Below are 25,356 nucleotides of genomic sequence, written 5' to 3' on the forward strand. Positions count from 1 at the left end.
GTCACACACGACTCAGCACGGTATAGACCGCTTTGCGAGGTCACATTAATGCACTCTCGCGCCGCTGCGCGTTTTCGCGCGCTGGAAACATACTGAACTACGCCGAATGCAACGACGCATATCGCAACGAGGACCCCTACGCGCCGCGTCCGGACAAACACCGTCATTTCTTCACCCGGAACTTGATCGGGTCGATTTTCACAACCCGGCAATCGGAGAACAGAACCATATCGCCGCCCGCGTTGTGAGCGTCTTGCCAACGCCGGAAATCGCTATTGTGGACGGGCCAGAATGTACGCCCATACGAACCTTCAGGCTGAATGACGTAACTGCTCCAACTGCCCCAATTCGCGCGCTGCGCGACGAACCCCTCTGGAACCAGACAAATCCCGTCCCGGTTCCAATGTCCGAGGTATTGCGACCCGCCATCGCTGTCATCAAAGAACGAATACGGGTTCTTGACGTAGATTGCAACTTTCGTGACTTCGACATCGATGCCGCCAATGAACGTCGAACTGAAGCGCGCTTCAGCGATGGCCGCGTACATGCCGAAACCGCCTAACGCGCCCGCTGTGACACCTGGCTGTTGTCGCCATAATCGACATGACGAATGTCTCCCGTACGTTGCTGCCATTCGCCATTGCCCGGTGTATATACGGCCGGTTCCTGTACGCTCATGCGATATTTGCTCCGCTATAAAGGAGACTTTTTCTATCACGAAGTGACCACTATTTTTGTAAAAAACGATCAAGGCACCCTTGCCATAGAACATTTTCTGCAGCCAGCTATCCACCACGTGTCGGGTAACGTACTCTCCCCATTCACACCGTTTTCTTGTTGCTCAGGTAGCGCCCCGACACTCACGCAGCACCCACTGGTGAACTGCCCGCTCAACCCCGTCCCAGTTGCTTTGCCCTACGTTGTCACCTAAAATCCTCGGCAGCGCCCTTTTCAGGACCTGATGACGTGGCCTCGAACAACGGAAAACCGGTGTCATCGTTTTTTCCTCGGGGAATGCTCGGCCTCTGGGTCGTGCTGTTCGTCATCTGGATGATCACCAATGCGTCGCTCGCGATCGAGCCCGCCCTCGTTGGTCTTGCCATCACATTCGTCATTGCGCACGTCTTCGCATCTTCAAGCGAAGCATGGCGCCGTTTTCGCCTGACGCCATGCGCGCTCTATCACTTCCTCGCGTATAGCGCCACCTTCATCGTCGAACTCGCGCGCGCCAATCTCAACATGATGGCGTACGTGTACTCACCGCGTATCAACATCAAGCCTGGCATCGTCAAGGTGCGCACGCGTCTGAAATCGCCGCTCGGCCGGCTCGCGCTTGCCAATTCGATCGCGCTCACACCCGGTTCACTCGTGATGGATGTGCGGGACGACATCCTGTTCATTCACTGGCTCGACGTGAAAACGACTGATATCGACGAAGCCACCCAGATACTCGTCGCGCCTTTCGAAAAGCATCTGGAGAAGGTCTTTGGCTGAGATCATGCTCCAGATCGCGGCGGTGCTGATCTTCTTCGCGATCCTGTTCGGCGTGATCCGCCTCGTGCTTGGCAAGACACTGATCGACCGGGTCGTCGCCATCGACATGCTCACGGTCATCTCGATCTCGCTTATCGCGCTTTACGCACAGGCGTCGGGCCGTTTCGTCTATATCGACGTCGCCCTCGTCTACGGACTCCTGAGCTTTCTCGCCGTGCTCGCGATTGCGCGCTTTCTCGAAAGGGGGCTGTGAGCCATGCTCGAACTGCTCCTGCTGCTGATGTGCGCCAGCATTCTCGTGAGCGGCGTTCTCGCCGTCTGCCTGAAAAATCTCATGGCCGCGATGGTCAGCTCGGGACTTGCGAGCCTGTTCGCCGCGGTGGCCTTCCTTCTGCTCGCCGCGCCCGACGTCGCGATGGCGGAAGCCGCAATCGGCTCGGGACTCGCGACCTTCATCTTTCTCTATGCTATCCGTAAAACCGGCTATCAGAAGGGCTAGCGCATGTTCGAACTGATCGGCAGCGGGTTCATCCTCGTGGGCGCCGTCTTTCTGTTCTCCGCCGGTCTCGGACTGCTGCGCATGCCGGACGCGTATACGCGCATCCAGGCGGGCACCAAGGCATCGACGCTCGGCAACATGCTCGTGCTGATCGGCCTCGCGTTCTATCACCCGAACTGGACGTTCCGCCTGATCCTCGTCATCTACTTCGTGCTGGTGACCAACCCGGTGTCCTCGCATGCGTTATCGCGCGCTGCATGGCTGATCCGCACGCCGATGACCTCGTCCACGATGACCGACGCGCTCGCCGACGAAGACGGGCGCACCGCGGGGGAGGCTGAATCATGATGCGTCGCGTTGCCGCCGGGCTGACCGTGGCGCTGTTCGCGCTGGTGTTCTGGCATATCGTCGGCGGCTATACGGAATTGCAGGCGCTGCGTCCGCTTGCCGAGCACTATGTCATCCAGGGGCCGCTCGAACTCGGCGCGCCGAACATCGTGACCGGCATTCTGATTACCTATCGCGGCTTCGACACACTCGGCGAAGTCGCCGTGCTGTTCATGGTCGCGGCGAGCGTCGGCGTGCTGCTCAAAGAGGAAAGCAACGCCACGGCCGCCGCCACGGACGAAGCCGATCCCCCGCGCCGCCCTGCCGGCGAAATCGTGCGCACCGGCACCCAGGTCCTGCTGCCGATGATCCTCACCTTCGGCAGCTACGTGATCGTCAACGGGCATCTGTCGGCAGGCGGCGGCTTCCAGGGCGGCGCGATCGTCGCCTCCGGCGTCATGCTGATGCTGCTCGCGCGGCCAGGCGCGACGCTGAACGTCGCGCTGCTGAGCGTCGTCGAATCATTCGCGGGCGTGATCTACGTTCTGATCGGCATTCTGGGCCTCGTGCTCGCGGGCGGCTTTCTCGACGCGCGCTTTCTGCCGCGCGGCGAGTTCGGCGCGTTCTTCAGCGCGGGCGCCATTCCGCTGATTTCCGCGCTGCTCGGCGTCAAGGTCGGCGCGGAACTCAGCGTCATCATCGACCGGTTCAGAAGCTGAGCCGCTTTGCATGGGATCGGAGCAAGCGCTGAAGCGCTTACTCCGATCGACAGGAAAACAGCGTATGAACATGGGCCTCCCGGTTTCGACCATCCTGCTGATCACGGGCTTCTGTCTCTCCCTGATCGGCCTGTGGGGCATGCTGACCCACCGCAACATTCTGCGCATCATCATCGGCTTCGCGGTGGTCGACACAGGCCTGCATATCGTGATGGTTGCAACCGGCTACATCACGGGCGGCACGGCGCCGATCATCGACGCCGCGCTCAGCAAGGCGGGCGCCGCGCAGCACGCAATCGATCCGATTCCGTCCGCGCTCGTCGTCACCGCGATCGTGATCGGCCTCTCGGTCACGGCCATCATGCTTGCGTTTGCGATCCGTCTTTACGCCGCCAAAAAGACCCTTTCCATCGACGCCTTCACCGAGTCGAAATGGTAGCCACGCTCTTTCATCCACTCCATATTTTCATTCTCGGGCTCGGCGGCGGCTTCGTCATTCCGCTGCTCTACCGGCTCGGCAAGCCGTGGCTGACGCTCGGCTTCTTCATCGCGCTGTGCGGCATCGTGCTCGTCTCCGGCGTGTCGTTTTATGGCCTGCTCGAAGGCGGCCAAACCATCGAGGTGCTGACCGCGGGCGCGCTGCCGCCGGTGTCGATCAACCTGCGCTTCGGCCTGTGGGAAGGCTTCTTCACGTTCGGTGTCAACGTGGTCGCGCTGCTCGGTGCGCTTCATTTGTGGGACCGGCTGCGCGGCAATTACGCGGCGTTGCTGCTGTACCTGATTCTCGTGATGGGCATCGACGGCATGGTGATGACCCGCGACCTGTTCAACCTGTTCGTGTTTCTCGAGATCGTCTCGATCGCCACGTACGGGCTGTTCGGGCTCGACCGCACGCCGGCCGCGCTCGCGGCCGCGTTCAAGTACATCATGGCGACCGTGATCGCGTCGACGTTCTTTCTGCTCGGCGCGGTGCTGCTCTATTACGTGAGCGGCACGCTCAATATCGACGACCTGCTCGCCATGCGCGATCAGCTCGGCGGCCCCATCGGCACGACCGCGGTCCTGCTCGTGTTCGCGAGCCTCGTGATCGAACTGAAGCCATTCCCGGCGAACGGCTGGGGGCTCGACGTCTACGAAACCGCGCCGAGCGGTGTTGCCTCGATGGTGTCGGTCGGCGTGTCGGCCGGCGTGTTCTTCGCGCTGTTCAAGCTGCTGCCGCTCTTCGACGGCCAGCTCACTCTGCTCGCCGTCTCGGGCGGCGTGACCTTCCTGTTCTCGAATCTGCTCGCGCTCAAGCAGACGAAACCGCAGCGGGTGCTCGGCTATTCGTCGATCGGGCAAATGGCGCTGCTGATGCTCTCGCTCGCGCTGCTGCGGCAGGTTGGCGCGGATGCATCGATCCCCCTCGTCATCGGCGGCCTCTTCATCAACCATCTGTTAGCCAAGGCGGGCCTTTTCTGGCTGATCGGCGTTCTGCGGCGGCATGGCGACGGCGCGCGCGCGATCCTCTCGCGCAGTCCGCTGCTGATCGCCCTGCTCGGGCTTTTCATGGTCGCAATCGCGGGGTTGCCGCCCTTCCCCGGCTTCTGGGCGAAGTGGGAACTCGTCATGCAGCTCACCGCCGCCGGCAAGCCCTACTGGATCGTGCTGATCCTGACGGGATCGCTGCTCGAAGCGGGCTATATGTTCCATTGGTTCGTGCGCGCGCTGAGTCCCTCCGACGAAGAGGTGAAGCCCGGCCCCGACGCCGTCGCGCTGCTGCCGCTCTTCGGCGTGGCGATCCTGCTAATCGCCTCGGGTTACGTCGCCGCGACGTTCTCGGGCGTCGCCTCGGCATGGATGTTCTCGCCGCTCGTGGCGGGCGCGCTGTTCTATGCGGCCGATCGTCTGCCGGGGCGCGTCAAGGGCGTACTCGCGCTGATCGTCGTTGCGCTGATCGGCAGCCTGCTCGCCGAAGGCACGAGCGGCATCGCCGGACTGTTCGCGTGGCTGCTGCTTGCCGGCAGCCTCGTGATCGCCGCAGCGAGCCTCTATCGCGACGATGTGCGCGCGGGCTTCTATCCGATGCTCGTGGTTCTGCTGCTGTCGATTCCGGCGCTGCTGCGTTCGTCGACGACACTCGAATTCTTCTATAACTGGGAGATCGTGACGCTGTCGTCGTGCTTCCTGATCGCGAAATGCCGGAGCGCCGGGCCGCATGTGCTGACCTTCCTGTTGTTCTCGCTGCTGTCGGCGTTTTTCCTGCTCGCGGGTTTCGCCAACGTCGCCGCGATCGACGGCAGCATCGATCTGTCCACGCTGGTCCACTCGGGGCCGGAGGCCAACCGCGCCTTCGTGCTGCTCGCGATCGGCTTCCTCATCAAGGCCGGTGCGATCGGTGTGCACGTCTGGCTGCCGGGCGCCTACACCGAAGCGGAAGACGACGTGACCGCGATGCTTTCGGCCGTGGTCAGCAAGGTCGCGATGTTCGGTCTGCTGATCGGCACCTATCTGACGATACGCTCCGAGGTCGGCCTCGAACTCGCGCACGTCATGACGTGGATCGGCATGCTCACGACCCTCGCGGGCGCGCTCATGGCATTGCGGCAGAACGACTTCAAACGCCTGCTCGCGTTATCGAGCATGAGCCAGATCGGCTATATCGTCACCGCGATCGGCCTGATGAGCCATCTCGGCTGGGTCACGGCGCTGTATCTGGTCGCCAATCACATGCTCGTGAAGGGCATTCTGTTCCTTGCCCTTACAGGCGTGATCCTGCGCACCGGCACGCGCAATTTCGCCGACGTCGGCGGCCTCGCGCGCGAGATGCCGCTCACGTTCGCGATGGTCGTGATCGCGCTCGTGTCGATGTCCGGCCTGCCGCCGCTGATGGGCTTCGGCGGCAAATGGCTGCTGCTGAGCGCGATGACCGACAAGGGCTGGTACGGGCTCGCCGTGTGCGGGCTGATCGCCACGTGCGCCGGCTTTCTCTACATGACGCGCCTGCTCAACGGCATCTTCCTCAAACCGCGCCCGCCGCAACGCGCCGAAGTCCGCGAGGCGCCGGTCGCGCTGCTCGTGCCGCAGTTCCTGCTGGTGGTCGGCATCGTGATCCTCTCGTTCTTCCCGAAGCTGCTGATCGAGCCGGTTTCGGCCGCGATCGATCCGCAGTTCGCGGCAACGCTCGTGTGGGAAGGCATGTCGCTCGAAAGCATCTACGGGTTCTGGAACCCGACGCCGGTCGTGATCGTCGTGCTGGTCGTGGCCGCAATCGCATTCGGGCTCGGCGTGCTGTTCTATCGCAGCCGGCGCGGCAACGCGCGCAATGCACCCGACTTCTACCACTTCTACCGGCCGATACTGAGCCGCACGGTGCCGCCGTTCGCGCAGACGTTCTGGCGCGGCATATCGCACTTCGCCCTCGCCGCGGCGGCAAGGATACGGCGCGTCTATACCGGCAACGGGCAAACTTACGCGCTCTACGTGCTGCTTTATTTTCTCGTGATCTATTTCGCGAGCACGGGCCTGGTTGGGGCTGCGTCGCAATGAAGTTGCGAGAGGGCTGACCGTTCGACCCCCGCCGCCCTCATGTGACGATCACTCGCTCGTCGAGTCGACGGGCAGCTCCGATCCACTGCCGTGCCCGGCACCGCGTGCGGGCCGCTGCACGGCTCTGACCAGCCCGCTGCCTCCGCCGCCGCAGAAGAACAGGTCCGCGCCGTTGGATTCGAGCCCGGAGATGCCTGCCCCAGCCGGCATCTCGACGCTTTCGAGCACCTCGCCGGTGCGAGGATCGATATGCCTCAGCTCACTCGAATCGCCTTCCCAGGTGCCGTGCCATAGCTCGCCGTCGACCCAGGTAACGCCGGTCACGAAGCGATTCGATTCGATCGTGCGCAGGACCGCGCCGGTATCGGGATCGATCTGATAGATCTTCCGTTCGGGATACTGACCGACCCAGAGCGACCCTTCGGCCCACGTGAGACCGGAATCGCCGCCGCCACCGGGCGCGGGGATCGTCGCGAGGACGTGGCCGGTCTGCGCGTCGATCTTCTGGATACGGCCATGCGCGATCTGGAACAGATGCTCGCCGTCGAAGGCGGTGCCCGCGTCGGCGGCGACATCGATCGAGCGCAGCGTCTCACCGCTTGCCGGATCGAATGCGTCCAGCCGGTTGCCGGTCGCGATCCAAACCTGGCGGCCGTCGTACGTGACCCCGTGCACTTTGTCGACGCCCTTGAAGGGTCCATATTCGCGGATGATTCTGGCGGCTGATCGGTTCATGTTTGCCATCCTGATCATTTGGGTAACGGGGAGGGGAGTAACAAAGCCGTCGCGAATCCCGCGATGGGCGGCGTCATCCAGCGGCGTGCCCGGCCCTGGCCTACCGGCTGCACCTTGCCCGCGGCGGCAAGCGAATCAAGCGCACGCTGCACGGTGCGCTGGCTCGCGCCGAGCACCAGCGCGAGCGCCGAACTCGACCACGACTCGCCGTCGGAGAGAAACGCGAGCACCGCCGCATGCTCGCCCTCGACAGGCGGCGCAAGCACGATCACCTCGCGCGCGTGGCGCGGTTCGAGCGCAAAGCCGCGCTTCGTCGCGCTCACATCAGCCAGCGCTCCAAGCGCCGTGCGCAGCCGGCCGATTTCGACGCGCAACCGCGCACGATGCGATTCGTCGGCGCGTTTGGCACGGAAGGCGCGCGCGACGAGCGTGTCGCGCGACACGTCTTCGGGCCAGGCCTCGCCAAGCGCACGAACCAGCGCAAACAATACCGGCCGGCTCGCGAGCGGAACCGTCGTGCCGCGCTCGCAGACGGCGTAGCGGCAAGCGTCCACGAGGAGCGGGCCTGACGTTCCGTGGGAAGCCCGGTTGGACGCCTGGTTGGACGCCTCGTTTGATACCCGGCCTGAAGCCTGCACGGCCAGCAACTCTTCCACTTCGTCGAGCAGAACGAACCTTTCTTCGCCACGTGCGATGACACGCGCCGCCGGTTGTTCCAGCACAAACGACGCGCTCTCCACTTCCGCGATCAACGCCGGAATACCTGCGTGACGCGCCGCACGTTCGGCGTGTGCAAGCGCGGCACGCGCTGTCCCGCTCTTCAGGCGCCGCAGCGCAACGCCCGCGACGACCAGCTCGTGAGCGGCGCGCAGCGCAGGCGGAAACAGTCGGGGATCGAGCGCGGCCAGCCTTCGTTCAGCCTCGTCGACACGGCCGCTCAGCAGCAGACGCCGCGCCTCCAGATAGCGCGCATGCGCGGCATTGAGGCGATCGCCGTGCGCGTCGAGCGTGGCCGTAGCGGCATCGAGCGCCTTGGCCGGCCACGTGAGGTCGCGTGAGGCGAGCGCAATCTCCGCCTCGGCGACGACACACCTCGCGCGCGCCACGGCGTCCTTCGCGCCGAACGCGCGCGCGGCGCGGCGCACGAGCGCCTTCGCGCGCACGAAATCGTCGAGCTGGGCCATTGCGATGCCGCGCAACGCGAGCGCCGGAGCGTCGTCGCGCAACGCGATGTGGTCGAGCGCGCCGAGCGGATCGCCGGCCGCGAGCGCATGCGCGGCCGCCGCGATCAGCGAGTCCACGGGATGCGAGTCCGTTCGTTGCGCCGCGCTGGGGTGCGCGTCCCCGGGGTGCATGTCCCCGGGGTACACGTCCATCTATCCGTCGAATCCCGCCACACTTGTCACTCCCACCTGTCCGGTGCCCAGCACTAATCTAGCACGACCATCAACCCGTACCCGGCGTCGCATCGGCAACGATTCGAGCGGCGCGGAACGACTCACGGAGGAACCCGAAATGACGACGCATACGACCGGAACACGCGAAGAGTGGCTCGCCGCGCGACGCGCGCTGCTCGACGCGGAAAAAGCACTCACGCGACACAGCGACGAACTCGCACAGCAACGTCAGGCGTTGCCGTGGGTGCGCGTCGACAGGACGTACCGCTTCGATACCGACGAGGGCAGCGCATCGCTCGCCGATCTGTTCAGAGGGCGCTCACAGTTGCTCGTCTATCACTTCATGTTCGGCCCAGACTACACGGCGGGCTGCCCGTCGTGCTCGTCGATCGCGGACAGCTTCAACGGCTTCGCCGTGCATCTCGCGCACCACGACGTGATGCTGAGCGCCGTGTCTCGCGCCCCGCTCACGAAGCTGGAGGCCTACAAGCGGCGTATGGGATGGACGTTCCCGTGGGCGTCGTCGTCGGGTGGCAATTTCAACTTCGACTTCAACGTGTCGTTCACCGAGGAGCAGCAGCGCGACGGCGAGATCGAATACAACTATGCGCGCAACAGTCACGCGATGGACGCAACGCCCGCACCGGAGCCCGTCGCCCAGTTCGCGGCCACCTGCGGAACCGACGCGGCCACCTATTCGCGCGACCGCCCCGGCATGAGCGCGTTCGTGCTGGAGGACGGCGTCGTCTATCACACCTACTCCACCTACGCGCGCGGCGTCGATGCGCTATGGGGCATGTACCAGTGGCTTGACCGCGCACCGAAGGGACGCAACGAGACGGGCATCTGGTGGCGCCGCCACGACGAGTACGAGCGGTCATGAGTTCGCGCGCGCATACGGTCTGCGCCGGCGGGAAACGTGCGGCTTCGCGGCGCCCGCGAGGCGCCGGCCTCGCGTTCCCCGCCATCTGCGCGCTGCTGTTCGTCGCAAGCGTCGCGGCGACGCTTGCGGCAAGCGCATCGATGTCCTCGATGGGCGAGCTGCCGATGCCGGGCGGCTGGTCGATGTCGACGATGTGGACGCGGATGTGCGGACAGACGTGGCCGCGCGCCGCGGCATCGTTCGTTGGCACGTGGACGGTGATGACGGCGGCGATGATGTTGCCGTCGCTCGTGCCGATGCTGTCGCGCTATCGCGAGGCGGTCGGCATGGGAATGCGCGAGCGGCGACTGGCCCTGCTGACCTTGCTGGTGGGCGTCGGTTACTTCGTCGTATGGGCCGCGCTCGGCGTGGCCGTCTTTGCGCTCGGCGCCGCGCTCGCGACGGCCGAATTGCAGTGGCAGACGTTCGCACGCGCCGTTCCGGCAACAGCCGGTCTCGTCGTGCTGCTCGCCGGCGCACTCCAGTTCAGCAAGTGGAAGATGCACCACCTCATCTGCTGCCGGGCAACACCGGAGCTTGCCGCCGATGCCGGCACCGCGTGGCGATACGGCCTGTGCATCGGCATTCGCTGCGGCTGTTGCTGTGCCGGGCTCACGGCGATGCTGCTTGTCATCGGCATGATGGACTTGCGCATGATGGCGCTCGTGACAGCCGCCATCACGGGCGAGCGTGTAGCGCCGGACGGTGCGCGCTTCGCACAGGTGGTCGGAGTCTTTGCCATCGGCGGCGGATTGCTGCTGATCGCGCAAGCCGCGTCGGGTGCGTCGGGCGGATGACCCGCCCGGGCTACGCCGCCGCACCGCGCATCAATCTCACTCAGCAACAAGCAGGCCACGCGCCGCGAGGTTGCGGTACAACGCGCGCACGCCGAACGTCCACGGCTCGATCTCGGTGGAAAGGCGCACGGTGTTGGTCAGCGCGCCCAGTTGCGGCGTCGAGATCGTCACGAGATCGCCGAGGTGATGCGTGAAGCCTGCGCCGGGCGCGTCGCGGTCCTTGATCGGCGAGAACATCGTGCCGAGAAACAGCATGAAGCCATCCGGATACTGGTGATGCCGCCCGCACGTTTGCGCGACGAGGTCCGCCGGGTCGCGGCTGATCTCGCTCATGTGGCTTACACCGTCGAGCACGAAGCCGTCGTCCGCGCCTTCGACGCGCAGCGAGACACTCGCCGTGCGCACCGAGTCGAGCGAAAAGGTCTCGTCGAACAGGCGCACGAACGGGCCGATCGCACACGAGCCGTTGTTGTCCTTGCACTTGCCGAGCAGGAGCGCCGAGCGGCCTTCGATGTCGCGCAGGTTCACGTCGTTGCCGAGCGTCGCGCCGGCGATGCCGCGGCGGCTATTCACCGCGAGCACGATCTCCGGCTCCGGGTTGTTCCACACCGACGCGGCAAGCAGACCGACGTCCGCGCCGAAACCAACCGCCGACATCGGCTGCGACTTCGAAAATACTTCGGCATCCGGACCAATGCCGACTTCCATGTATTGCGACCACGCATCGCGCCGCTCGAGTTCCGCCTTCAGTTTCATCGCGGCTTCCGAGCCCGGCTTGATCTTCGACAGGTCGGCGCCGATCGTCGACGCGATGGTCTCGCGCACTTCCTTCGCCTTCGCCGGATCGCCACCCGCCTGCTCCTCGATCACGCGCTCGATCAGGCTGACCGCGAACGTAACGCCGCAGGCCTTGATCGCCTGCACGTCGCAGGGTGCGAGCAGACGCACGGCCGATGCTGCCGATGCCGCTGCGCCCGGCAGATTCGCTTCGATCAGTTGCGCGACCGGCCCCAGCGAAACACCCTGCGCAGTGCGCGCGATCTGCACGGCATCGTCGCGCTCGAACAGATCGGCCGTGGTCGGCACGGTCCCGGTGATGTCGAACACCTCGCCGCCACGCACGACGACGACGCACGGTCCTTCGTGCTGCCCGGTCTTGCGCCACACGCGTCCGACGAGAAGCGCCGCGTGGAGATCATCCGGAAGAAAACGGGATTGGGAAGTTGCGGACATGATGAAATTGGTTCGTTCAGAAAAGTTAGGAGACCTGCAAGGCCAAGCCCGCTGTCAGTACGACACTGAAAAGCGAAGCCCGGCCCGGCCATCTGCATATCAATGCGAATGCCGCGGATTGCCGCGCTCGGCGATCACCTTGAGGTAAAGCGTCGCCGGTTCGAGGCAGCCGCCGGTGGAAAGCTGGCCGACCGTCTTGCGGTACAGCTCCTGCCACGGCGTTTGTGCGGGCGGAATCTCGAAGTGCACGGTTTCGCGGCGCCGCGCGAGTTCTTCCTCGTCGACGAGCACGTTGACGCTGCGCGAATTCAGATCGACGCGGATGCGGTCGTTCGTGCGCAGCAGCGCGAGGCCGCCGCCCACCGCCGCTTCCGGCGACATGTTCAGAATCGACGGGCTCGCGGACGTGCCGCTCTGCCGGCCGTCGCCGAGGGTCGGCAGCGACGTGATGCCCTGGCGCACCAGCGCCGCCGGCGGCGCCATGTTCACGACCTCGGCGCTGCCCGGATAGCCGACCGTGCCCGTACCGCGAATCACGAGAATGCAGTGCTCGTCGATCTGGAGCGACGGGTCGTTGATGCGCGCGTGATAGTCCTCGGGACCGTCGAACACGATCGCGCGCGCTTCGAAGGCGTTTTCCGAGCCGGGTTCGCTCAGATAGGTCCGACGGAACGCGTCGCCGACCACCGACATCTTCATGATCGCGCTGTCGAAGAAATTGCCCGACAGCACCATGAAACCCGCGCCGTGCTTGAGCGGATCGTCGGTCGTCCTGATCACCTCGCGATCCGGCGCAGGCGCACCGACCGCGATTTCGCCGATCGTGCGGCCCGACACGGTCAGGCATCCCTCATGCACGAGGCCGCCTTTCGCGAGCTCGCGTATCACGGCCGGCACGCCGCCCGCGCGGTGGAAGCTCTCGCCGAGATATTCGCCCGCAGGCATGCAGTTGACGATCAGTGGCACCTGTTCGCCGACGCGCTGCCAGTCCTCGAGACTCAATTCGACACCCATGTGCCGCGCAATCGCGATCAGATGCGGCGGGCAGTTGGTCGACGCACCGAGCGCCGACGCGACGACGATCGCGTTTTCGAACGCCTGCTTCGTCATGATCTTCGACGGCCGCACGTCTTCGCGCACGAGATCGACGACGCGCTTGCCGGTTGCGTACGCCATCTGGCCGCGCTCGCGATAGGCTGCCGGAATGCTCGCGCAGCCGGGCAGCGACATGCCGAGCGCCTCGGCGAGGCTGTTCATCGACAGCGCGGTGCCCATCGTGTTGCAGTGACCGATCGACGGCGACGACGCGGTGGTCAGCTCCATGAAACCTTCGTAGTCGATCTCGCCTGTTGCGAGCAGATTGCGCGCATGCCAGATCACGGTGCCCGACCCCACGCGCTTGCCCTCGTGCCAACCGTCGAGCATGGGTCCACCCGACAGCACGATCGCCGGCATGTCGACGGTCGCGGCCGCCATCAGGCACGCGGGCGTGGTCTTGTCGCAGCCGGTTGTCAGCACGACGCCGTCGAGCGGAAAGCCGTGCAGAATTTCGACGAGACCGAGATACGCGAGATTGCGGTCGAGCGCGGCGGTCGGCCGGCGGCTCTGCTCGGCGAGCGGATGCACGGGAAACTCCATCGGAATGCCGCCCGCGTCGCGAATGCCGGCCTTCGTGCGCGCCGCGAGTTCGATGTGATGGCGGTTGCACGGTGCGAGATCACTGCCGGTCTGCGCGATGCCGATGATCGGCCTGCCCGATTGCAGTTCTTCGCGCGTGAGACCGTAGTTCATGAAACGCTCGACGTACAGCGCCGTCATATCCGCATGCGAGGGATCGTCGAACCATTCCAGGCTGCGCAGCCGGCGCGGGGGGGATGCTGACATGATGCTTGTCTCTCTGTCATGGTGGGGGTTGCTTCGACCGGTAACGCCGGACATCGCGCGGCTTTGGCGCTGCGCCGCAAACCAGTCGTTCAGATACAGAACATGATACCCGGCGGGCGACGTACGGGTGGCGTACAGGTGACATACAGGCGGCGTTGTCCGCAGCCGTGAGCGCGCCGGTCTGATGAATGTCGCGGCTCGAGCCGGAAGCGGCGCGGTGGACGATTCGCTGTGAACGATTCGCTGTAAACGATTCGCGCGCCCCATCAGCCGTGATCCATGCCTGCGCCGCAAAGAATATGGCCCGCAGCAGCGCGTGCGGGCCATATAAGGAAACTCATGTAGGGAAACTGCGATCGGAAAGCTGACGGCAGCTCGCCGCCAGCTCGCGTCAAAACATCAACGCCTCAAGGCTCGTCGGAGCCGACCTCCTCGAGCGCGTTCAGATCATGCTCGAAATCGTCGGGCTGTCCGGCTGCGGTTTCATGGGTGCGCTTCGGCGATTTGACGACCGGCGGCGGCATCTTGCCGATGCCTTCGTCGATACGTTGCAGCAGATAGGGGAAGAATGGATTCGACGCGATGCGGAACATCGAATCGAGCGTCAGAATCAACGTGCCGCGTTCGCCACGTGGGGCAAGCGTTCCCAGGTTCTCGTTGAAATTTTCCGAGTCGTCCGGCGCGATGCCGTACAGCGCATCAGTAATCGGGAACGGAATCGCGACGTGCGACAACGAGAAAATATCCTGCGGATAATCGATATCCAGCGGCTTCACGCGTGTTTGCACTTCGCCTGCGTAGACGCTGCGCTCCACCATATGCGCCGAGTCCGGCGACGCGTTGGCGATGACCGTGGTGCGATAGTTCTGCGGACCGATGCGCAGCAGCCGCGCAAGCGCCGTATAAGACGCGACGCGCAGGAAGGTCCTGAAGCGCACGCTGCGGTTCACATCGAACAGCACGACTTCGCTGCCGTTCTCGGAAAGCTTGTCGTATAGCGACGACATCACTGCGGGCGTACTGACCGTGAAATCGGTCACCGACTGGAACGTCAGGATCGGCGGCAACTGATCGAGCCGGTTCTCACGCTCGAGCCTCGCAATCTGTTCCTGGATGACACTCGTCAGCAGATACGACTGCCGCGCGCCGTTCACCGGGAACGAGTTGTATTTGAAAGGATTGAACTCCGGCACGATGCCAAGCCAGGCGGCCCGCGCGAACGCCGGCAACACCGCGGGCAAGCCGGCGAGGCCCGCAAAGCGGGCGTAACGCGTCACGCCGATCATCGGCGAAATCAGAATGACGCGCGTCGGGCGCGTCAGAGCGGGATTCTCGATCGCGTCCAGCGCATATTGCAACGCGAGTGCGCCGCCGTTCGAGAAGCCAACCAGTTCGAGCGGCTTGTCCGGACCGATACGCCGACGCGCTTCGCGCACCGCGAGCCGCGTGGCCGCCGCCCACTCCTGCCAGTGAACATCGGTCAGCCCCGCCGGCACCGTGCCGTGTCCCGGCAACCGCAGGCCGATCGCCACGAAACCGCGATCGCGATAGTTGCGCGCGATATGCCGCAGACTGTATGGCGCATCCGTCATGCCATGCAGCAGCACGACCGCGCCGACGGGCGGCCCCGACGGTTCAAGTACGTATGAGCGGTTCCAGTTCTCGGCGAAGTGCCCCGGATAGATCGGCGAGCCTTCGTAATACCGGTTCGACGGAACGCGCTCGGACGGCTTCAGTTTTTCGACGACATTGACGCGCACGTCTTCGAAAATCCGCGCCTCCGCCTTCATGTAGGCGTTCCAGTCGCCGGTGTCCATTTCCTCGACGGTCATTTCGCGCGGCACATAGGTGTGCCAGACCGACAGGCCCGGACCGCGCTGCGAGTACCACGCGCGCAGCCCGAATGCGAGCACCGCCAGCAGGACCACCACCCATGCACTTATCTTTATTACCTTCAGCGACGTGCGTAACATTCGTGTTCTCTTGATGAAGGTTGCACTGGGCGCAGGCTGCTGCCCGCGCCCGGTGCGCTCAAACCGTCATGTCGACGGCGCTCTGGTCTGGACATCCTAAGGGCTTTTAATCATCCGTTCAAATTCAATAGCTGATGCGCAGCGCATCAGCGGCTGAAACACCAGTGGATGATTTGCATGACAACCTGAGAACCGTGATGTCGTGAGCGGGATGAAGCAGGCAGATGCGCTCCATTATTCGACATTCGACGCGAGGATAAGCGGCATGGGATTTTTCGCACGTCGGCAAGAGAATCGCGACGATGGCAGTTCACAATTCACGACAAAGCGCTTGCAGCACACGCCCTTCGTCACGACGTGCCTGATGCGGCGACAGGCTTCCAACAGACCTTCTGAAACTCGAACCGCCGGGCGGCCCGATCGGGCCGCCCGGTTGACCAGCCAAACCAGGCGTCCGGGATGAAACACATGTCGCACCCCGGCCTCTCATGCTTACAGGCTATGACTAACGGCCGCGGATATTGCCGGCCACACCGCCCGCCGCACCGCCGATGAGCGCGCCGGTCCAGGCGTCGCCGCCCGAGATCGCCGCGATGCCCGCGCCGGCGCCCGCGCCGATCGCGGCGCCGCTCATCGTTCCTTGTGCCTGCGGACTCATGTCCGTGCAGCCGATCATGGCAACCAGCGTTCCAATGCTTACGATCCATCCAAGTCGTTTCATGATCGTCCTCCTTATTGGTTTTTCTTCAGGCCGGGCACGACCATCTGAAACCAGAGGGTCTCGATCACCGGGTGCTGGATCATCGTGGGATTGGAGGCGTAATAACTGTCGAGTCCCTGGCGCACGCTGTCGAGCGTCTGGCCCTGCATGCCCTTACCGAAGCGTTGTGCGAGGTCATTGTTATTCGCCGCACTGCCGGCATAGGCGCGCTCGACTTCGATCAGATTGGCAATGCCGACGAGATACGCTTTCTTCGCTTCGTCCGAGGACTGCATCCATTGCTGACCCGTGACAATCGGAATGTTTTCCGCGCGTGCGACATTGCTCATCACCGCCAGCGACAGGAAAGTCAGAGATAACAGCGTTCGCCATTGTGGTTTGATTGCCATTACATACTCCATGGAAGTTATGTTCTCCAGCGGCATGCCACCGACTGCAGCTGGTGGCGTCGATCGAGTTATATGGAAGAATGGTCTGTGTGTCTCGTCGAATCTCCTTTCATGTTCGTCGGGCCGGCATGGTTCGTCGGGCCGGTTCTATCGGCCAATAGGCATCGCGATGACGGAGGACGCTATATACGCGTCTGGTACGTTATAGAGTCTACAGCGTTTTTCGCAATTTCCAAGCTCATTCCCCTGTAATCCGCGCAGAGATGGCGTTGAATCAACGGACGGTATGTGCGCACATATGCGTATACATGTCGCTTTTTTGTGAAATGTAAAAGTGAATTTTTCGCACGATGTTTCGTCTTGCTCACCGGCTAATTGATAGCGATTGACATTTAAACTATTCAGAGTTGCTTCGCTTCTTTTTCTGGTAGCAGTGCAAATCAATCATGAAACAGATGTGACCTCATATCTGAAAGTTGCAGTGTGACCAACAATAGGCGGATCGTCGCTCGACATGTACATCTGACATGCGGACGCGACAATCGAACGCGCATTGCATCTCGCGTCATATTCTGTCGATCGGACTTTGATCGCTTACGCTTGATTGCGGCATGGGGCTTGCACGTGGTCACGGCCTGGTCACGCCCGGATGGCTGCGAAGCAGCGGAGGGGTGGGCTCGACGTTCTTGACCGTTAGTTGCGTTAATTGCCTTGTTCGCCTGATGCCGCCCGAGCGAAGATGCCCTCAGCATTAACAGTCTTTAGCTTGTATTTTAAAAAAACAGGGTATAGACTGTATCTGAAATTTACAGACTATAACCTGTTTTCGTGCGGGAGCCGAACCGGAGACCGATCGTGGACTACCCCATCAGGACGCTGAGCCAATTGAGGCCGATTCTGCAAGGCTTCAGGAAGGCTGCCGGACTCACCCAGGCCGCGATGGCCGGCCAGTTGGGCGTGACGCAGCAGACTTACGCGCAACTCGAGGCAAATCCGGCCGCCGTCAGCGTCGAACGTCTCTTCAAGGTCTTGCGGATATTGCAGGTCGATCTGACGCTCACGCAAACCGGACCGGCGCAAAGCGAGGCCGCAGAGGAAGTCGCCTCGCCGCCGTCAGCGGAGCGCACGCTCACCCGTCGCGTCACCAGAAAAACGGCGAGCCCGGTGACCGGCAGCACAAAACGCACAACGCAGACGTTGCGCAAACAGGAAGCGTCGCCCCCAAAACCTGCGCGCGCGTCCAATCCAGCGAAGAAGCAATCCGCCAGAACGACGACGCGCCGTGAGGCACGCGGCAATCTCGCGTCTGCACCGGCACGCGCCGCCGCGAAACCCGCGAGCACCGGCAAAAAACGCGAGGACTGGTAAGCATGGCGCGCAGCACACAAAGCCGCCTGAACCTGTGGATGAACGGTTTGCAGGTCGGCTCTTGGGAAACGACCCGCAACGGCGAGCGCCTGACGTATCTGGACACATGGATCGACGACCCGCAGGGGCGCCCGCTCTCGCTGTCGCTGCCTTTTACGCCAGGCAATCAGCCGTATCGCGGCCAGATTGTCGCGGACTATTTCGACAATCTGCTGCCCGACAGCGAACCGATCCGGCGCCGCATCGCCACGCGCTACCGGACCGGCAGCACCGCGCCCTTCTCGCTGCTTGCCGCGCTCGGGCGCGACTGCGTCGGTGCATTGCAAATGCTGCCACCCGACGAGGCGCCCACCGACCTCACCCGCATCACCGGACGCGCGCTCAGCGAAAGCGAAATTGCCGCCTTGCTACGCGGCACGACGTCGGCCGCACCGCTCGGCCAGCACGATCCGCTCGAAGACCTGCGCCTGTCGATTGCCGGTGCGCAAGAAAAAACCGCACTGCTTCGTCATCGCAACCGCTGGCTGCTGCCCGAAGGCAGCACACCGACCACACATATTTTCAAGCTGCCGCTGGGGCTCGTCGGCAACATGCGCGCCGATATGCGCACGTCCGTCGAAAACGAATGGCTCTGCTCGCAAATCGTCGCCGCTTACGGGTTGCCCGTCGCTCGCTGCGAAATCGCGCGCTTCGACGATCAGAAAGTGTTGATCGTCGAGCGGTTCGACCGCAGACCCTCAAGCGACGCGACGTGGATCGTGCGGCTGCCCCAGGAGGACATGTGCCAGGCAACCGGCACGTCGGCGCTTCACAAATACGAGTCCGACGGCGGCCCCGGCATCGAGGCCATCATGGAAGTGCTCGCCGGATCGTCTCGCGCGGCGACGGACCGGCGCAACTTTTTCATGACGCAGATGATCTTCTGGCTGCTCGCCGCAACCGACGGTCATGCGAAAAACTTCAGCATCGCGCATCTGCCGGGCAACCGTTACGAATCGACGCCGCTTTACGACGTGCTGTCCGCGCACCCGATCATCGGCCCTGGCGCCGGTCGTTTGCCAGCGCAAAAAGTGAAACTGGCAATGGCCGTTCGCGGCAAGAACGTCCACTACCTGCTCAATCAGATCCAGCGGCGGCATTGGATCGCCGAAGGGCAGCGCGTGGGGTTATCCGCCGCGAGCGTCGAAGCGATGATCGACGAGCTGACTGCACGGACAGAGACGGTGATAGATGAAGTGTCGGCGCAACTGCCCGGCGACTTTCCGATGGACGTGGCCGACGCGGTATTCGACGGCATGCGCCGGTTGAACAAAAAGCTGGCGCAGTAGGCTAACCGCCGACCCTTCAAACGTGCCGCGCCACCGCTGCGTCCGTCTTTGCCGACGCGCGCCCCTGAACGCTCAGCAGATGCTCGCGCATGCACTGCGCCGCGGCTTCTGCATCGCGTGCTTTCAACGCGTTGACGATCGCCTGATGCTGCTGCGCGAAATACTGCCGCGTCTCCTGCGCAGCCGTTTTTTCGCGAACCTCCGGTTTCACACGCATACCGTTGATGACTTCCATCAACGCAATCAACGCGGGATTACGCGTGGCCTGGCCGATCAGCAAATGGAACCGATGATCCCATTGCTGCCATTCGTCGTCGTTTTTAGCGGCGGCATTTTTGCGCGCGCACTTTTCCAGCTCCTGCAGGTCGTCGCCGCTCGCTTTCGTCGCCGCGAGCGCGGCAAGCGCCGGTTCGAACAGCAGACGCATTTCGGCGATGTCCGCCGGACTGGTTCCGACGCGCAGTCCCCGCAACGTGGACGCAAACTTCAGCGGTCGCGCGCCGAGATAGGTGCCACGACCGACGCCGCGCCACACGCGACCCGACGCCTCCAGGGAAGCGAGTGCCGAGCGCAACTCGCGGCGGCTCACGCCCAGTTCTTCCGCGAGCGTCCTTTCGGGCGGCAACGCGTCGCCGTCTTTCAGTTGACCGTGGGCGATGTAGTCCAGCAATGCATCCAGTACCGGCCTTTCCATTTTTCTCCACCGAACCAATTTCTATTGGTTCCAACAATAACAGAATCGCCGCGCCGGGTACACCGTCACCCACAGCACGTTCAATTCCTTGTACTATCTCGAAAATTTCGGGTTAACACCGGGTGCAACCCGACTGCGTTAGTCTTACGCTTTCATCTTCCAGATTAGAACCATTCTATATTGGTTCAGCTATTCGCCCCACCGTTGCAAAGGAGTCGCGCATGTCGTTTACAACCCGTCCGGAACTGATCGGCACATTCGGCATGGTGGCTTCGACGCACTGGCTCGCGAGCGCGTCTGCAATGGCCGTCCTCGAAAAAGGCGGCAATGCGTTCGACGCCGCAGCAGCAGCCGGTTTCGTCCTGCAGATCGTCGAGCCGCATCTGAACGGTCCGGGCGGTGAACTGCCGGTCGTGTTCTACAGCGCGCGCGAAGAGCGGGTGCGCGTGCTGTGCGGACAGGGCGTGACACCCGCGCGCATGACCATCGAGCGGATGCGCGACATGGGCCTCGAAGTCGTGCCCGGCACGGGCTTGCTGCCCGCGGTCGTGCCGGGTGCGTTCGGCGCATGGATGGTGATGCTGCGCGATTACGGCCAGTTGCCGCTCGAGGACGTGTTGAGCTACGCGATCGGCTACGCGGAAAACGGCTATCCGGTGCTACCGCGCATGGCGTCGTCGATCCTCGCGATCAAGGACTTCTTCCGCACCGAATGGACGACCTCGGCCGAGCAATGGCTGCGCGATGGCGAAGCGCCGACGCCCAATCAACTGTTCGCCAATCCCGCGATTGCGGAGACCTACAAGCGCATCCTGCGCGAGGCGAATACGCGCAGTGACCGCGCCGAACAATGCGAACTCGCGCGCAACGCGTTTTATCGCGGCTTCGTCGCCGATGCGATCGACCAGTATTTCCGTTCGACAGCCGTGCTCGATACGTCGGGCCTGCGCAATCACGGTCTGCTCGATGCAGGCGATCTGGCGCGCTGGGAGCCGACCTACGAAGACCCGGTGTCATACGATTACGCGGGCCTGCGCGTTCACAAGACCGGGCCGTGGGGCCAGGGGCCGATGTTCCTGCAGCAGCTCGCGCTGCTCAAAGGTTTCGATCTCTCGGCCATGGACCCGCTCGGGCCGGAATTCGTCCACACGGTCATCGAATGCTCGAAGCTCGCGTTTGCCGATCGCGACGTGTTCTACGGCGACCCCGCGTTTTCGGCTGTGCCGATGGACGTACTGCTAAGCGACGCCTACAACGACGAACGCCGCCGGCTCATCGATCCGCGCCGCGCATCGTTCGAATTCCGCCCTGGACAACTCGGTGACAGCGAGCAGCGCGCCGCGCGCATCATCGCCAATGCCGGGCGCGAACAGGCGGGCGGCTTCGGTCAGGGCGAACCGACGTTCGCGCCGTTGCCCGAATTGCGCGGCGACACCGTGCATCTCGACATCGTCGACCGCTGGGGCAACATGGTCTCGGCCACGCCGTCCGGCGGCTGGCTACAGGCGTCGCCGGCAGTGCCCGGTCTCGGCTTCAACGTCACGACGCGCGCACAGATGTTCTGGATGGAAGAAGGCCTGCCCTCCTCGCTCGGCCCGGGCCGCCGTCCGCGCACGACGCTCTCGCCGACGCTGGTCACACGCGACGGCAAGCCGTACGCGGCCTTCGGCACGCCGGGCGGCGATCAGCAGGATCAGTGGTCGTTGCAACTGTTCCTCAGGCACGTGCATGCGGGCATGAACTTCCAGGCCGCCGCGGATGCGCCCTCGTTCCAGACCGCGCATTTCCCCGGTTCGTTCTATCCGCGCGCGATGCAGCTCGGCAAGATGTCCGCCGAGTCGCGCTTCCCGGAGAGCACGCTCGCCGAATTGCGCGCGCGCGGCCACGATCTGAGCGTCGCGGAGCCGTGGGCTCTGGGGCGCGTCTGCGCGGTCGGCGTCAGAAACGGTTTGATGCGTGGCGCGGCCACGCCGCGTCAGATGCAGGCCTATGCCATCGGGCGATAACCGGCCCGACGGGCAGAACGCGCAGAATCGCCGCGCCATTTTCTTCAGGAGAAGTTGCCGTGTCCGCCGTCGCCGCCCGTCTTGAACGACTGCCGCTATCGAGCTTTCATCGCAGACTGCTGCTGATCGGCGGGCTGGGATATATGTTCGACGGCCTCGATTCGTCGTCGCTCGCGTTCCTGCTGCCGGTCGTGAGCAAGCTCTGGCAGCTGACGAGCGCCGAGACCGGCCTCGTCGCGAGCAGCACCTATATCGGCTACTTCTTCGGCGCGTTCCTCTCGGGCGTGCTCGCCGACGTGATCGGCCGCCGCCGCATCATGATGACAGCGCTCGCCATCTACTGCGCCGCGTCGCTCGCAAGCGCCACCGCGCAGGACTGGCACACGTTCTTTGCACTGCGCGTCGTCGCAGGTTTTGGCTCGGGCGCGGAGACCGTCGTCATTGCACCGTTCCTCGCCGAATTCGTGCCGCGGCGCTATCGCGGCATCTTCTGCGGCGCGCTGGTCGGCTTCATGTCGTTCGGCTATCTGACTTCTTCGATCCTCGGCTTCGCGGTGGTGCGCAATTTCGTCGACGGCTGGCGCTATCTCGCGGTGATTACATCGCTGCCCGTCGTCATGCTGCTCTGGTGGCGCAGAACGCTGCCCGAATCGCCGCGCTGGCTGGAAAGCCAGGGCCGCACGGCCGAAGCGAACGGCATTGTCAGCACGATCGAAGCGTGGTTCGTCAGCAAAGGCATTGCGCTTGCGCCCATCGCCACGCTCAGCGCGATTCCCGCATCGGCGTCGGTGTCGGCGCCTGCACCAGCGGGCGGCAGCGCGGTGCGCAACGTGCTGGCGCTGTGGTCGCCGCGACTCGCACGCACGACGGCGGTCAGCTGGCTCATGTGGTTCTCGGTGGCCTTCGCGTATTACTCGTTCTTCTCGTGGATTCCGAGCCTGCTCGTCAAGGAAGGACTCACGATGACGAAAAGCTTCGGCTATTCCATTGCGATCTACGGCGCGCAGATTCCCGGTTATTTCTCCGCGGCATGGCTCAATGAAAAGATCGGCCGCAAAGGCGTGGTCGCCTCTTACATGCTGCTCGGCGGTATAGCGGCGATCACGCTCGCGTTTTCCCACACAGGCATCCAGATCATGGCCGCCGGTATCGCGCTGTCGTTCTTCATGAACGGCGCCTTCGCCGGCGTGTATGCGTACACCCCCGAAGTGTTTCCGACCGCGGTTCGCACGACTGGCACCGGATCATCGTCGTCGTTCGGCCGCATTGGCTCGGTGAGTGCGCCGATTCTGGTCGGCCTCGTTTATCCGCTGTTCGGCTTCCTCGGCGTGTTCGCGATGACCACGACGGTGCTGCTGATCGGCGCCTGCGTCGTGTTCTTCCTCGGCATCGAGACGCGCAACCGCTCGCTCGAGGACATCGAGGCGAGCGAACTCGAACCGGCCCACGATGCACCGGGCCAGCTCAAGTCGACCCCGCATGCCTAGCCGAACGCGTTGCGTTTTTTTCAAACTCTTCCAAGCAAACGATGCAAGGCAACCTGACCGAACCAGCGATGCACGACACGCATGCGCTGAATATCGCCGACCTTGAACGTCTCGCGATGGCGATGCGGCTGGACAATCAACCGCATGAGATTTTCCGCGCCGTTCATGCAGTGGCGGCAAGCACGATAGGCTTCAGGCTGCTGACGATCATGTCCTACGATGCGCAACGCCACGAAGTGGAGCGCGTCTACACGAACATGCCGGACGTTTATCCGCTGGGTGGCCGCAAGAAGAAACATGGCACCGCATGGGCGAAACAGATACTGCAGGATCTCGAGCCGTTTCGCGCGGAAACCTCGCAAGGCATCCGCAATGCCTTCGACGATCACGCGGTGATGACCGGCATGGGCCTCGGGTCGATACTGAACATTCCCATCGCCTACGATGGCGTGTGCATCGGCACGATGAACCTGACCCACACGGAAGGCTGGTACACGAGCCGCCATGAAAGCATGGGCCTCACGATCGGCGCGTTCCTCGCTCCCGCGCTCATCAAGCAGAATATGAAATCCTCTGCCGGCGTCGTTCATTCATGACACAACCCGATCTACAACAATATCAAGCCGTGACGCAAACCGGCGTATCCCAGAGCCGCTGGTTGCTCGTCTTCGCGCTCGGCTATCTCGCGCTGATCGCCGATGGCGCGGACGTCATGATGTACGGCCTCACGCTCTCACGCATCAAGGACGAGTTCGGGTTGACCAATGTCGAAGCGGGAGCGCTCGGCAGTCTGACCTTGCTCGGCATGGCAATCGGCGGCATTCTCGGCGGCTGGGCCAGCGACCGCCTCGGCCGCGTGCGCGTGGTGGCCTGGGCGCTCGCGCTATTCTCGCTCGGCGCGGGGATGCTCGGCTTCACGCACAGCTTCGTCGAATTCGCGGTCGTGCGCTTCATCAGTTCGTTGGGGATCGGCTGCATGGTGCTCGTCACCACGCTGGTGGCCGAATACGTGCCCACCGAGCGGCGCTCGCTGATTCTCGGCATGCTGCAGACCGGAATTTCGTCGGGCTATATCGTCGTCATCGCGCTCAGCAACTGGATCCTGCCGCAATACGGCTGGCGTACGCTGTACTACGTGTCGGCCGTGCCCGTGCTGCTCGCGTTCGCGATCAAGTTCGCCGTGCCCGAACCGGCGGCGTGGCTCGCGAGCCGCGCCACCGCCCGCGAGAACAAGGGGCGGCATGTCAACAATCGCTACGCGCAGATTTTCGGCGACAGGCAGGCGCGCACGATGTTCATCCTGTGGACCCTTGCGTCGGTCTTCCTGCTCTCCGGGTTTTACGGGCTCAACAACTGGCTGCCGACTTACCTCGAAAAGGAGCTGCACATCAAGTTCAGCTCGCTGACCGGCTACATGATCGGCACCTATGTGGTCGCGTTCATCGGCAAGATCTTCGCAGGCTGGCTCGGCGATCGCTGGAGCCGGCGCGGCGTGTATGTGCTCGGTTGTATCGGCGCGGCGCTCTTTCTGCCCGCCATCATCTTCTGGCATACGCGCGAGAACATTGCCATGCTGATGCTGTTCTTCGGCTTTCTGTATGGTGTGCCGCTCGGCACGAGCGGCACTTTCATGGCGGAGAGCTTCGCGACGTCCGTGCGCGGCACCGCGGTGGGCGGCTCCTATAATCTCGGCCGCTTCTGCTCGGGCGCCGCGCCGATCGTCATTGGCTATATCGCGACGCAGTTCTCCATTGGCCTTGGCTTTCTGGTAGTCGGCGCGGTGTTCTTCCTGAGCGGCGTGACAGCGCTGTTCATTCCGGACCGCCTGTATGACACGCAACACTAAACGCTTTGC

The 25,356-nt window shown here is 63.5% G+C and carries 23 protein-coding genes and 1 pseudogene; 15 read left to right on the plus strand and 9 right to left on the minus strand.

The genetic code is table 11. The annotated features are described in order from the left end of the window. Positions 1-163: 163 nt before the first annotated feature. Positions 164-586, minus strand: a pseudogene (locus tag B9Z01_RS36325) (DUF6402 family protein); the annotation flags it as partial. Between the two features lie 404 nt (positions 587-990). Here B9Z01_RS36325 and B9Z01_RS20145 point away from each other — a divergent pair. From B9Z01_RS20145 to B9Z01_RS20175, 7 genes are all read left to right on the plus strand, one after another. After that, positions 991-1,494, plus strand: coding sequence for a Na+/H+ antiporter subunit E (locus B9Z01_RS20145; protein WP_244196088.1), 504 nt, complete (start codon positions 991-993; stop codon positions 1,492-1,494). Further along, on the plus strand, positions 1,487-1,747 hold the full coding sequence (locus tag B9Z01_RS20150) for an MrpF/PhaF family protein (RefSeq protein WP_085486227.1): 261 nt from the start codon (positions 1,487-1,489) through the stop codon (positions 1,745-1,747). Before B9Z01_RS20145 ends, B9Z01_RS20150 begins: the two co-directional genes overlap by 8 nt. Positions 1,748-1,750: 3 nt before the next feature. Beyond that, positions 1,751-1,993, plus strand: coding sequence for a hydrogenase subunit MbhD domain-containing protein (locus B9Z01_RS20155; RefSeq protein ID WP_085486229.1), 243 nt, complete (start codon positions 1,751-1,753; stop codon positions 1,991-1,993). A 3-nt stretch (positions 1,994-1,996) separates the two neighbouring features. Continuing rightward, on the plus strand, positions 1,997-2,341 hold the full coding sequence (gene mnhG / locus B9Z01_RS20160) for a monovalent cation/H(+) antiporter subunit G (RefSeq protein WP_085486230.1): 345 nt from the start codon (positions 1,997-1,999) through the stop codon (positions 2,339-2,341). Further along, positions 2,338-3,039 carry a Na(+)/H(+) antiporter subunit B gene (locus B9Z01_RS20165; protein ID WP_085486232.1) on the plus strand — a complete coding sequence of 234 codons (702 nt, stop codon included), beginning with the start codon at positions 2,338-2,340 and terminating at the stop codon, positions 3,037-3,039. Before mnhG ends, B9Z01_RS20165 begins: the two co-directional genes overlap by 4 nt. 64 nt (positions 3,040-3,103) lie before the next feature. Then, a complete protein-coding gene (locus B9Z01_RS20170; protein WP_085486234.1) occupies positions 3,104-3,478 on the plus strand; it encodes a sodium:proton antiporter in 375 nt (124 codons plus the stop codon). Beyond that, positions 3,472-6,567 (plus strand): complex I subunit 5 family protein, encoded by a 3,096-nt coding sequence (locus tag B9Z01_RS20175; RefSeq protein WP_085486236.1) that lies wholly within the window; start codon positions 3,472-3,474, stop codon positions 6,565-6,567. Before B9Z01_RS20170 ends, B9Z01_RS20175 begins: the two co-directional genes overlap by 7 nt. Positions 6,568-6,615: 48 nt before the next feature. Here B9Z01_RS20175 and B9Z01_RS20180 read toward each other — a convergent pair whose 3' ends face one another. Next, positions 6,616-7,302 carry a Vgb family protein gene (locus tag B9Z01_RS20180; RefSeq protein WP_085486238.1) on the minus strand — a complete coding sequence of 229 codons (687 nt, stop codon included), beginning with the start codon at positions 7,300-7,302 and terminating at the stop codon, positions 6,616-6,618. 14 nt (positions 7,303-7,316) lie between these two features. Next, positions 7,317-8,603 (minus strand): helix-turn-helix domain-containing protein, encoded by a 1,287-nt coding sequence (locus tag B9Z01_RS20185; RefSeq protein WP_085486240.1) that lies wholly within the window; start codon positions 8,601-8,603, stop codon positions 7,317-7,319. A 214-nt stretch (positions 8,604-8,817) separates the two neighbouring features. Between B9Z01_RS20185 and B9Z01_RS20190 the strand changes: the two genes are divergently transcribed. Further along, the gene (locus tag B9Z01_RS20190; RefSeq protein WP_085486242.1) at positions 8,818-9,582 is read left to right on the plus strand and encodes a DUF899 domain-containing protein; all 765 of its coding nucleotides are present in this window, start codon (positions 8,818-8,820) and stop codon (positions 9,580-9,582) included. Beyond that, on the plus strand, positions 9,579-10,418 hold the full coding sequence (locus B9Z01_RS20195; protein ID WP_085486244.1) for a DUF2182 domain-containing protein: 840 nt from the start codon (positions 9,579-9,581) through the stop codon (positions 10,416-10,418). Before B9Z01_RS20190 ends, B9Z01_RS20195 begins: the two co-directional genes overlap by 4 nt. Before the next feature lie 36 nt (positions 10,419-10,454). On the opposite strand, the gene B9Z01_RS20200 is transcribed toward B9Z01_RS20195, so the two are convergent. From B9Z01_RS20200 to B9Z01_RS20220, 5 genes are all read right to left on the minus strand, one after another. Next, complete coding sequence (locus B9Z01_RS20200; RefSeq protein ID WP_085486246.1) at positions 10,455-11,651, minus strand: fumarylacetoacetate hydrolase family protein; 1,197 nt, start codon at positions 11,649-11,651, stop codon at positions 10,455-10,457. A gap of 99 nt (positions 11,652-11,750) precedes the next feature. Beyond that, a complete protein-coding gene (locus tag B9Z01_RS20205; RefSeq protein ID WP_085486248.1) occupies positions 11,751-13,535 on the minus strand; it encodes an IlvD/Edd family dehydratase in 1,785 nt (594 codons plus the stop codon). A 407-nt stretch (positions 13,536-13,942) separates the two neighbouring features. After that, positions 13,943-15,508 carry an alpha/beta hydrolase gene (locus tag B9Z01_RS20210; RefSeq protein ID WP_085486250.1) on the minus strand — a complete coding sequence of 522 codons (1,566 nt, stop codon included), beginning with the start codon at positions 15,506-15,508 and terminating at the stop codon, positions 13,943-13,945. A gap of 505 nt (positions 15,509-16,013) precedes the next feature. Further along, positions 16,014-16,229 (minus strand): YMGG-like glycine zipper-containing protein, encoded by a 216-nt coding sequence (locus B9Z01_RS20215; protein ID WP_085486252.1) that lies wholly within the window; start codon positions 16,227-16,229, stop codon positions 16,014-16,016. An 11-nt stretch (positions 16,230-16,240) separates the two neighbouring features. Then, entirely contained in the window at positions 16,241-16,618 is a 378-nt protein-coding gene (locus tag B9Z01_RS20220; RefSeq protein WP_085486254.1) for a hypothetical protein, read from the minus strand. Positions 16,619-17,473: 855 nt separating this feature from the next. On the opposite strand from B9Z01_RS20220, the gene B9Z01_RS20225 reads away from it, so the two are divergent. Further along, positions 17,474-17,986, plus strand: coding sequence for a helix-turn-helix transcriptional regulator (locus tag B9Z01_RS20225; RefSeq protein ID WP_085486256.1), 513 nt, complete (start codon positions 17,474-17,476; stop codon positions 17,984-17,986). Between the two features lie 2 nt (positions 17,987-17,988). After that, positions 17,989-19,314, plus strand: a complete 1,326-nt coding sequence (locus B9Z01_RS20230) for a type II toxin-antitoxin system HipA family toxin (protein WP_085486258.1) — start codon at positions 17,989-17,991, stop codon at positions 19,312-19,314. A 16-nt stretch (positions 19,315-19,330) separates the two neighbouring features. Here B9Z01_RS20230 and B9Z01_RS20235 read toward each other — a convergent pair whose 3' ends face one another. Then, positions 19,331-20,008 (minus strand): FadR/GntR family transcriptional regulator, encoded by a 678-nt coding sequence (locus B9Z01_RS20235; RefSeq protein WP_085486260.1) that lies wholly within the window; start codon positions 20,006-20,008, stop codon positions 19,331-19,333. Between the two features lie 221 nt (positions 20,009-20,229). Here B9Z01_RS20235 and B9Z01_RS20240 point away from each other — a divergent pair, with 221 nt between their 5' ends. From B9Z01_RS20240 to B9Z01_RS20255, 4 genes are all read left to right on the plus strand, one after another. Beyond that, a complete protein-coding gene (locus B9Z01_RS20240; RefSeq protein WP_085486262.1) occupies positions 20,230-22,014 on the plus strand; it encodes a gamma-glutamyltransferase family protein in 1,785 nt (594 codons plus the stop codon). A 59-nt stretch (positions 22,015-22,073) separates the two neighbouring features. Next, a complete protein-coding gene (locus B9Z01_RS20245; protein ID WP_085486264.1) occupies positions 22,074-23,501 on the plus strand; it encodes an MFS transporter in 1,428 nt (475 codons plus the stop codon). Between the two features lie 68 nt (positions 23,502-23,569). After that, entirely contained in the window at positions 23,570-24,097 is a 528-nt protein-coding gene (locus B9Z01_RS20250; protein WP_244196089.1) for a GAF domain-containing protein, read from the plus strand. Then, a complete protein-coding gene (locus B9Z01_RS20255) occupies positions 24,094-25,347 on the plus strand; it encodes an MFS transporter (RefSeq protein ID WP_085486268.1) in 1,254 nt (417 codons plus the stop codon). The genes B9Z01_RS20250 and B9Z01_RS20255 overlap by 4 nt, the downstream gene beginning before the upstream one ends. Positions 25,348-25,356 lie beyond the last annotated feature (9 nt).

Source organism: Paraburkholderia susongensis (genome assembly GCF_900177725.1).
GTDB lineage: Bacteria > Pseudomonadota > Gammaproteobacteria > Burkholderiales > Burkholderiaceae > Paraburkholderia > Paraburkholderia susongensis.

Bases quoted from the DNA above. Each gene is read 5' to 3' on its own strand.
- B9Z01_RS20170 (WP_085486234.1), top strand. From the start codon at position 3,104: ATGAACATGGGCCTCCCGGTTTCGACCATCCTGCTGATCACGGGCTTC.
- B9Z01_RS20180 (WP_085486238.1), bottom strand. From the start codon at position 7,302: ATGAACCGATCAGCCGCCAGAATCATCCGCGAATATGGACCCTTCAAG.
- B9Z01_RS20230 (WP_085486258.1), top strand. From the start codon at position 17,989: ATGGCGCGCAGCACACAAAGCCGCCTGAACCTGTGGATGAACGGTTTG.
- B9Z01_RS20195 (WP_085486244.1), top strand. From the start codon at position 9,579: ATGAGTTCGCGCGCGCATACGGTCTGCGCCGGCGGGAAACGTGCGGCT.
- B9Z01_RS20250 (WP_244196089.1), top strand. From the start codon at position 23,570: ATGCACGACACGCATGCGCTGAATATCGCCGACCTTGAACGTCTCGCG.
- B9Z01_RS20210 (WP_085486250.1), bottom strand. From the start codon at position 15,508: ATGTTACGCACGTCGCTGAAGGTAATAAAGATAAGTGCATGGGTGGTG.
- B9Z01_RS20190 (WP_085486242.1), top strand. From the start codon at position 8,818: ATGACGACGCATACGACCGGAACACGCGAAGAGTGGCTCGCCGCGCGA.
- B9Z01_RS20155 (WP_085486229.1), top strand. From the start codon at position 1,751: ATGCTCGAACTGCTCCTGCTGCTGATGTGCGCCAGCATTCTCGTGAGC.
- B9Z01_RS20235 (WP_085486260.1), bottom strand. From the start codon at position 20,008: ATGGAAAGGCCGGTACTGGATGCATTGCTGGACTACATCGCCCACGGT.
- B9Z01_RS20255 (WP_085486268.1), top strand. From the start codon at position 24,094: ATGACACAACCCGATCTACAACAATATCAAGCCGTGACGCAAACCGGC.
- B9Z01_RS20165 (WP_085486232.1), top strand. From the start codon at position 2,338: ATGATGCGTCGCGTTGCCGCCGGGCTGACCGTGGCGCTGTTCGCGCTG.
- mnhG (WP_085486230.1), top strand. From the start codon at position 1,997: ATGTTCGAACTGATCGGCAGCGGGTTCATCCTCGTGGGCGCCGTCTTT.
- B9Z01_RS20215 (WP_085486252.1), bottom strand. From the start codon at position 16,229: ATGAAACGACTTGGATGGATCGTAAGCATTGGAACGCTGGTTGCCATG.
- B9Z01_RS20220 (WP_085486254.1), bottom strand. From the start codon at position 16,618: ATGGCAATCAAACCACAATGGCGAACGCTGTTATCTCTGACTTTCCTG.
- B9Z01_RS20240 (WP_085486262.1), top strand. From the start codon at position 20,230: ATGTCGTTTACAACCCGTCCGGAACTGATCGGCACATTCGGCATGGTG.
- B9Z01_RS20205 (WP_085486248.1), bottom strand. From the start codon at position 13,535: ATGTCAGCATCCCCCCCGCGCCGGCTGCGCAGCCTGGAATGGTTCGAC.
- B9Z01_RS20175 (WP_085486236.1), top strand. From the start codon at position 3,472: ATGGTAGCCACGCTCTTTCATCCACTCCATATTTTCATTCTCGGGCTC.
- B9Z01_RS20200 (WP_085486246.1), bottom strand. From the start codon at position 11,651: ATGTCCGCAACTTCCCAATCCCGTTTTCTTCCGGATGATCTCCACGCG.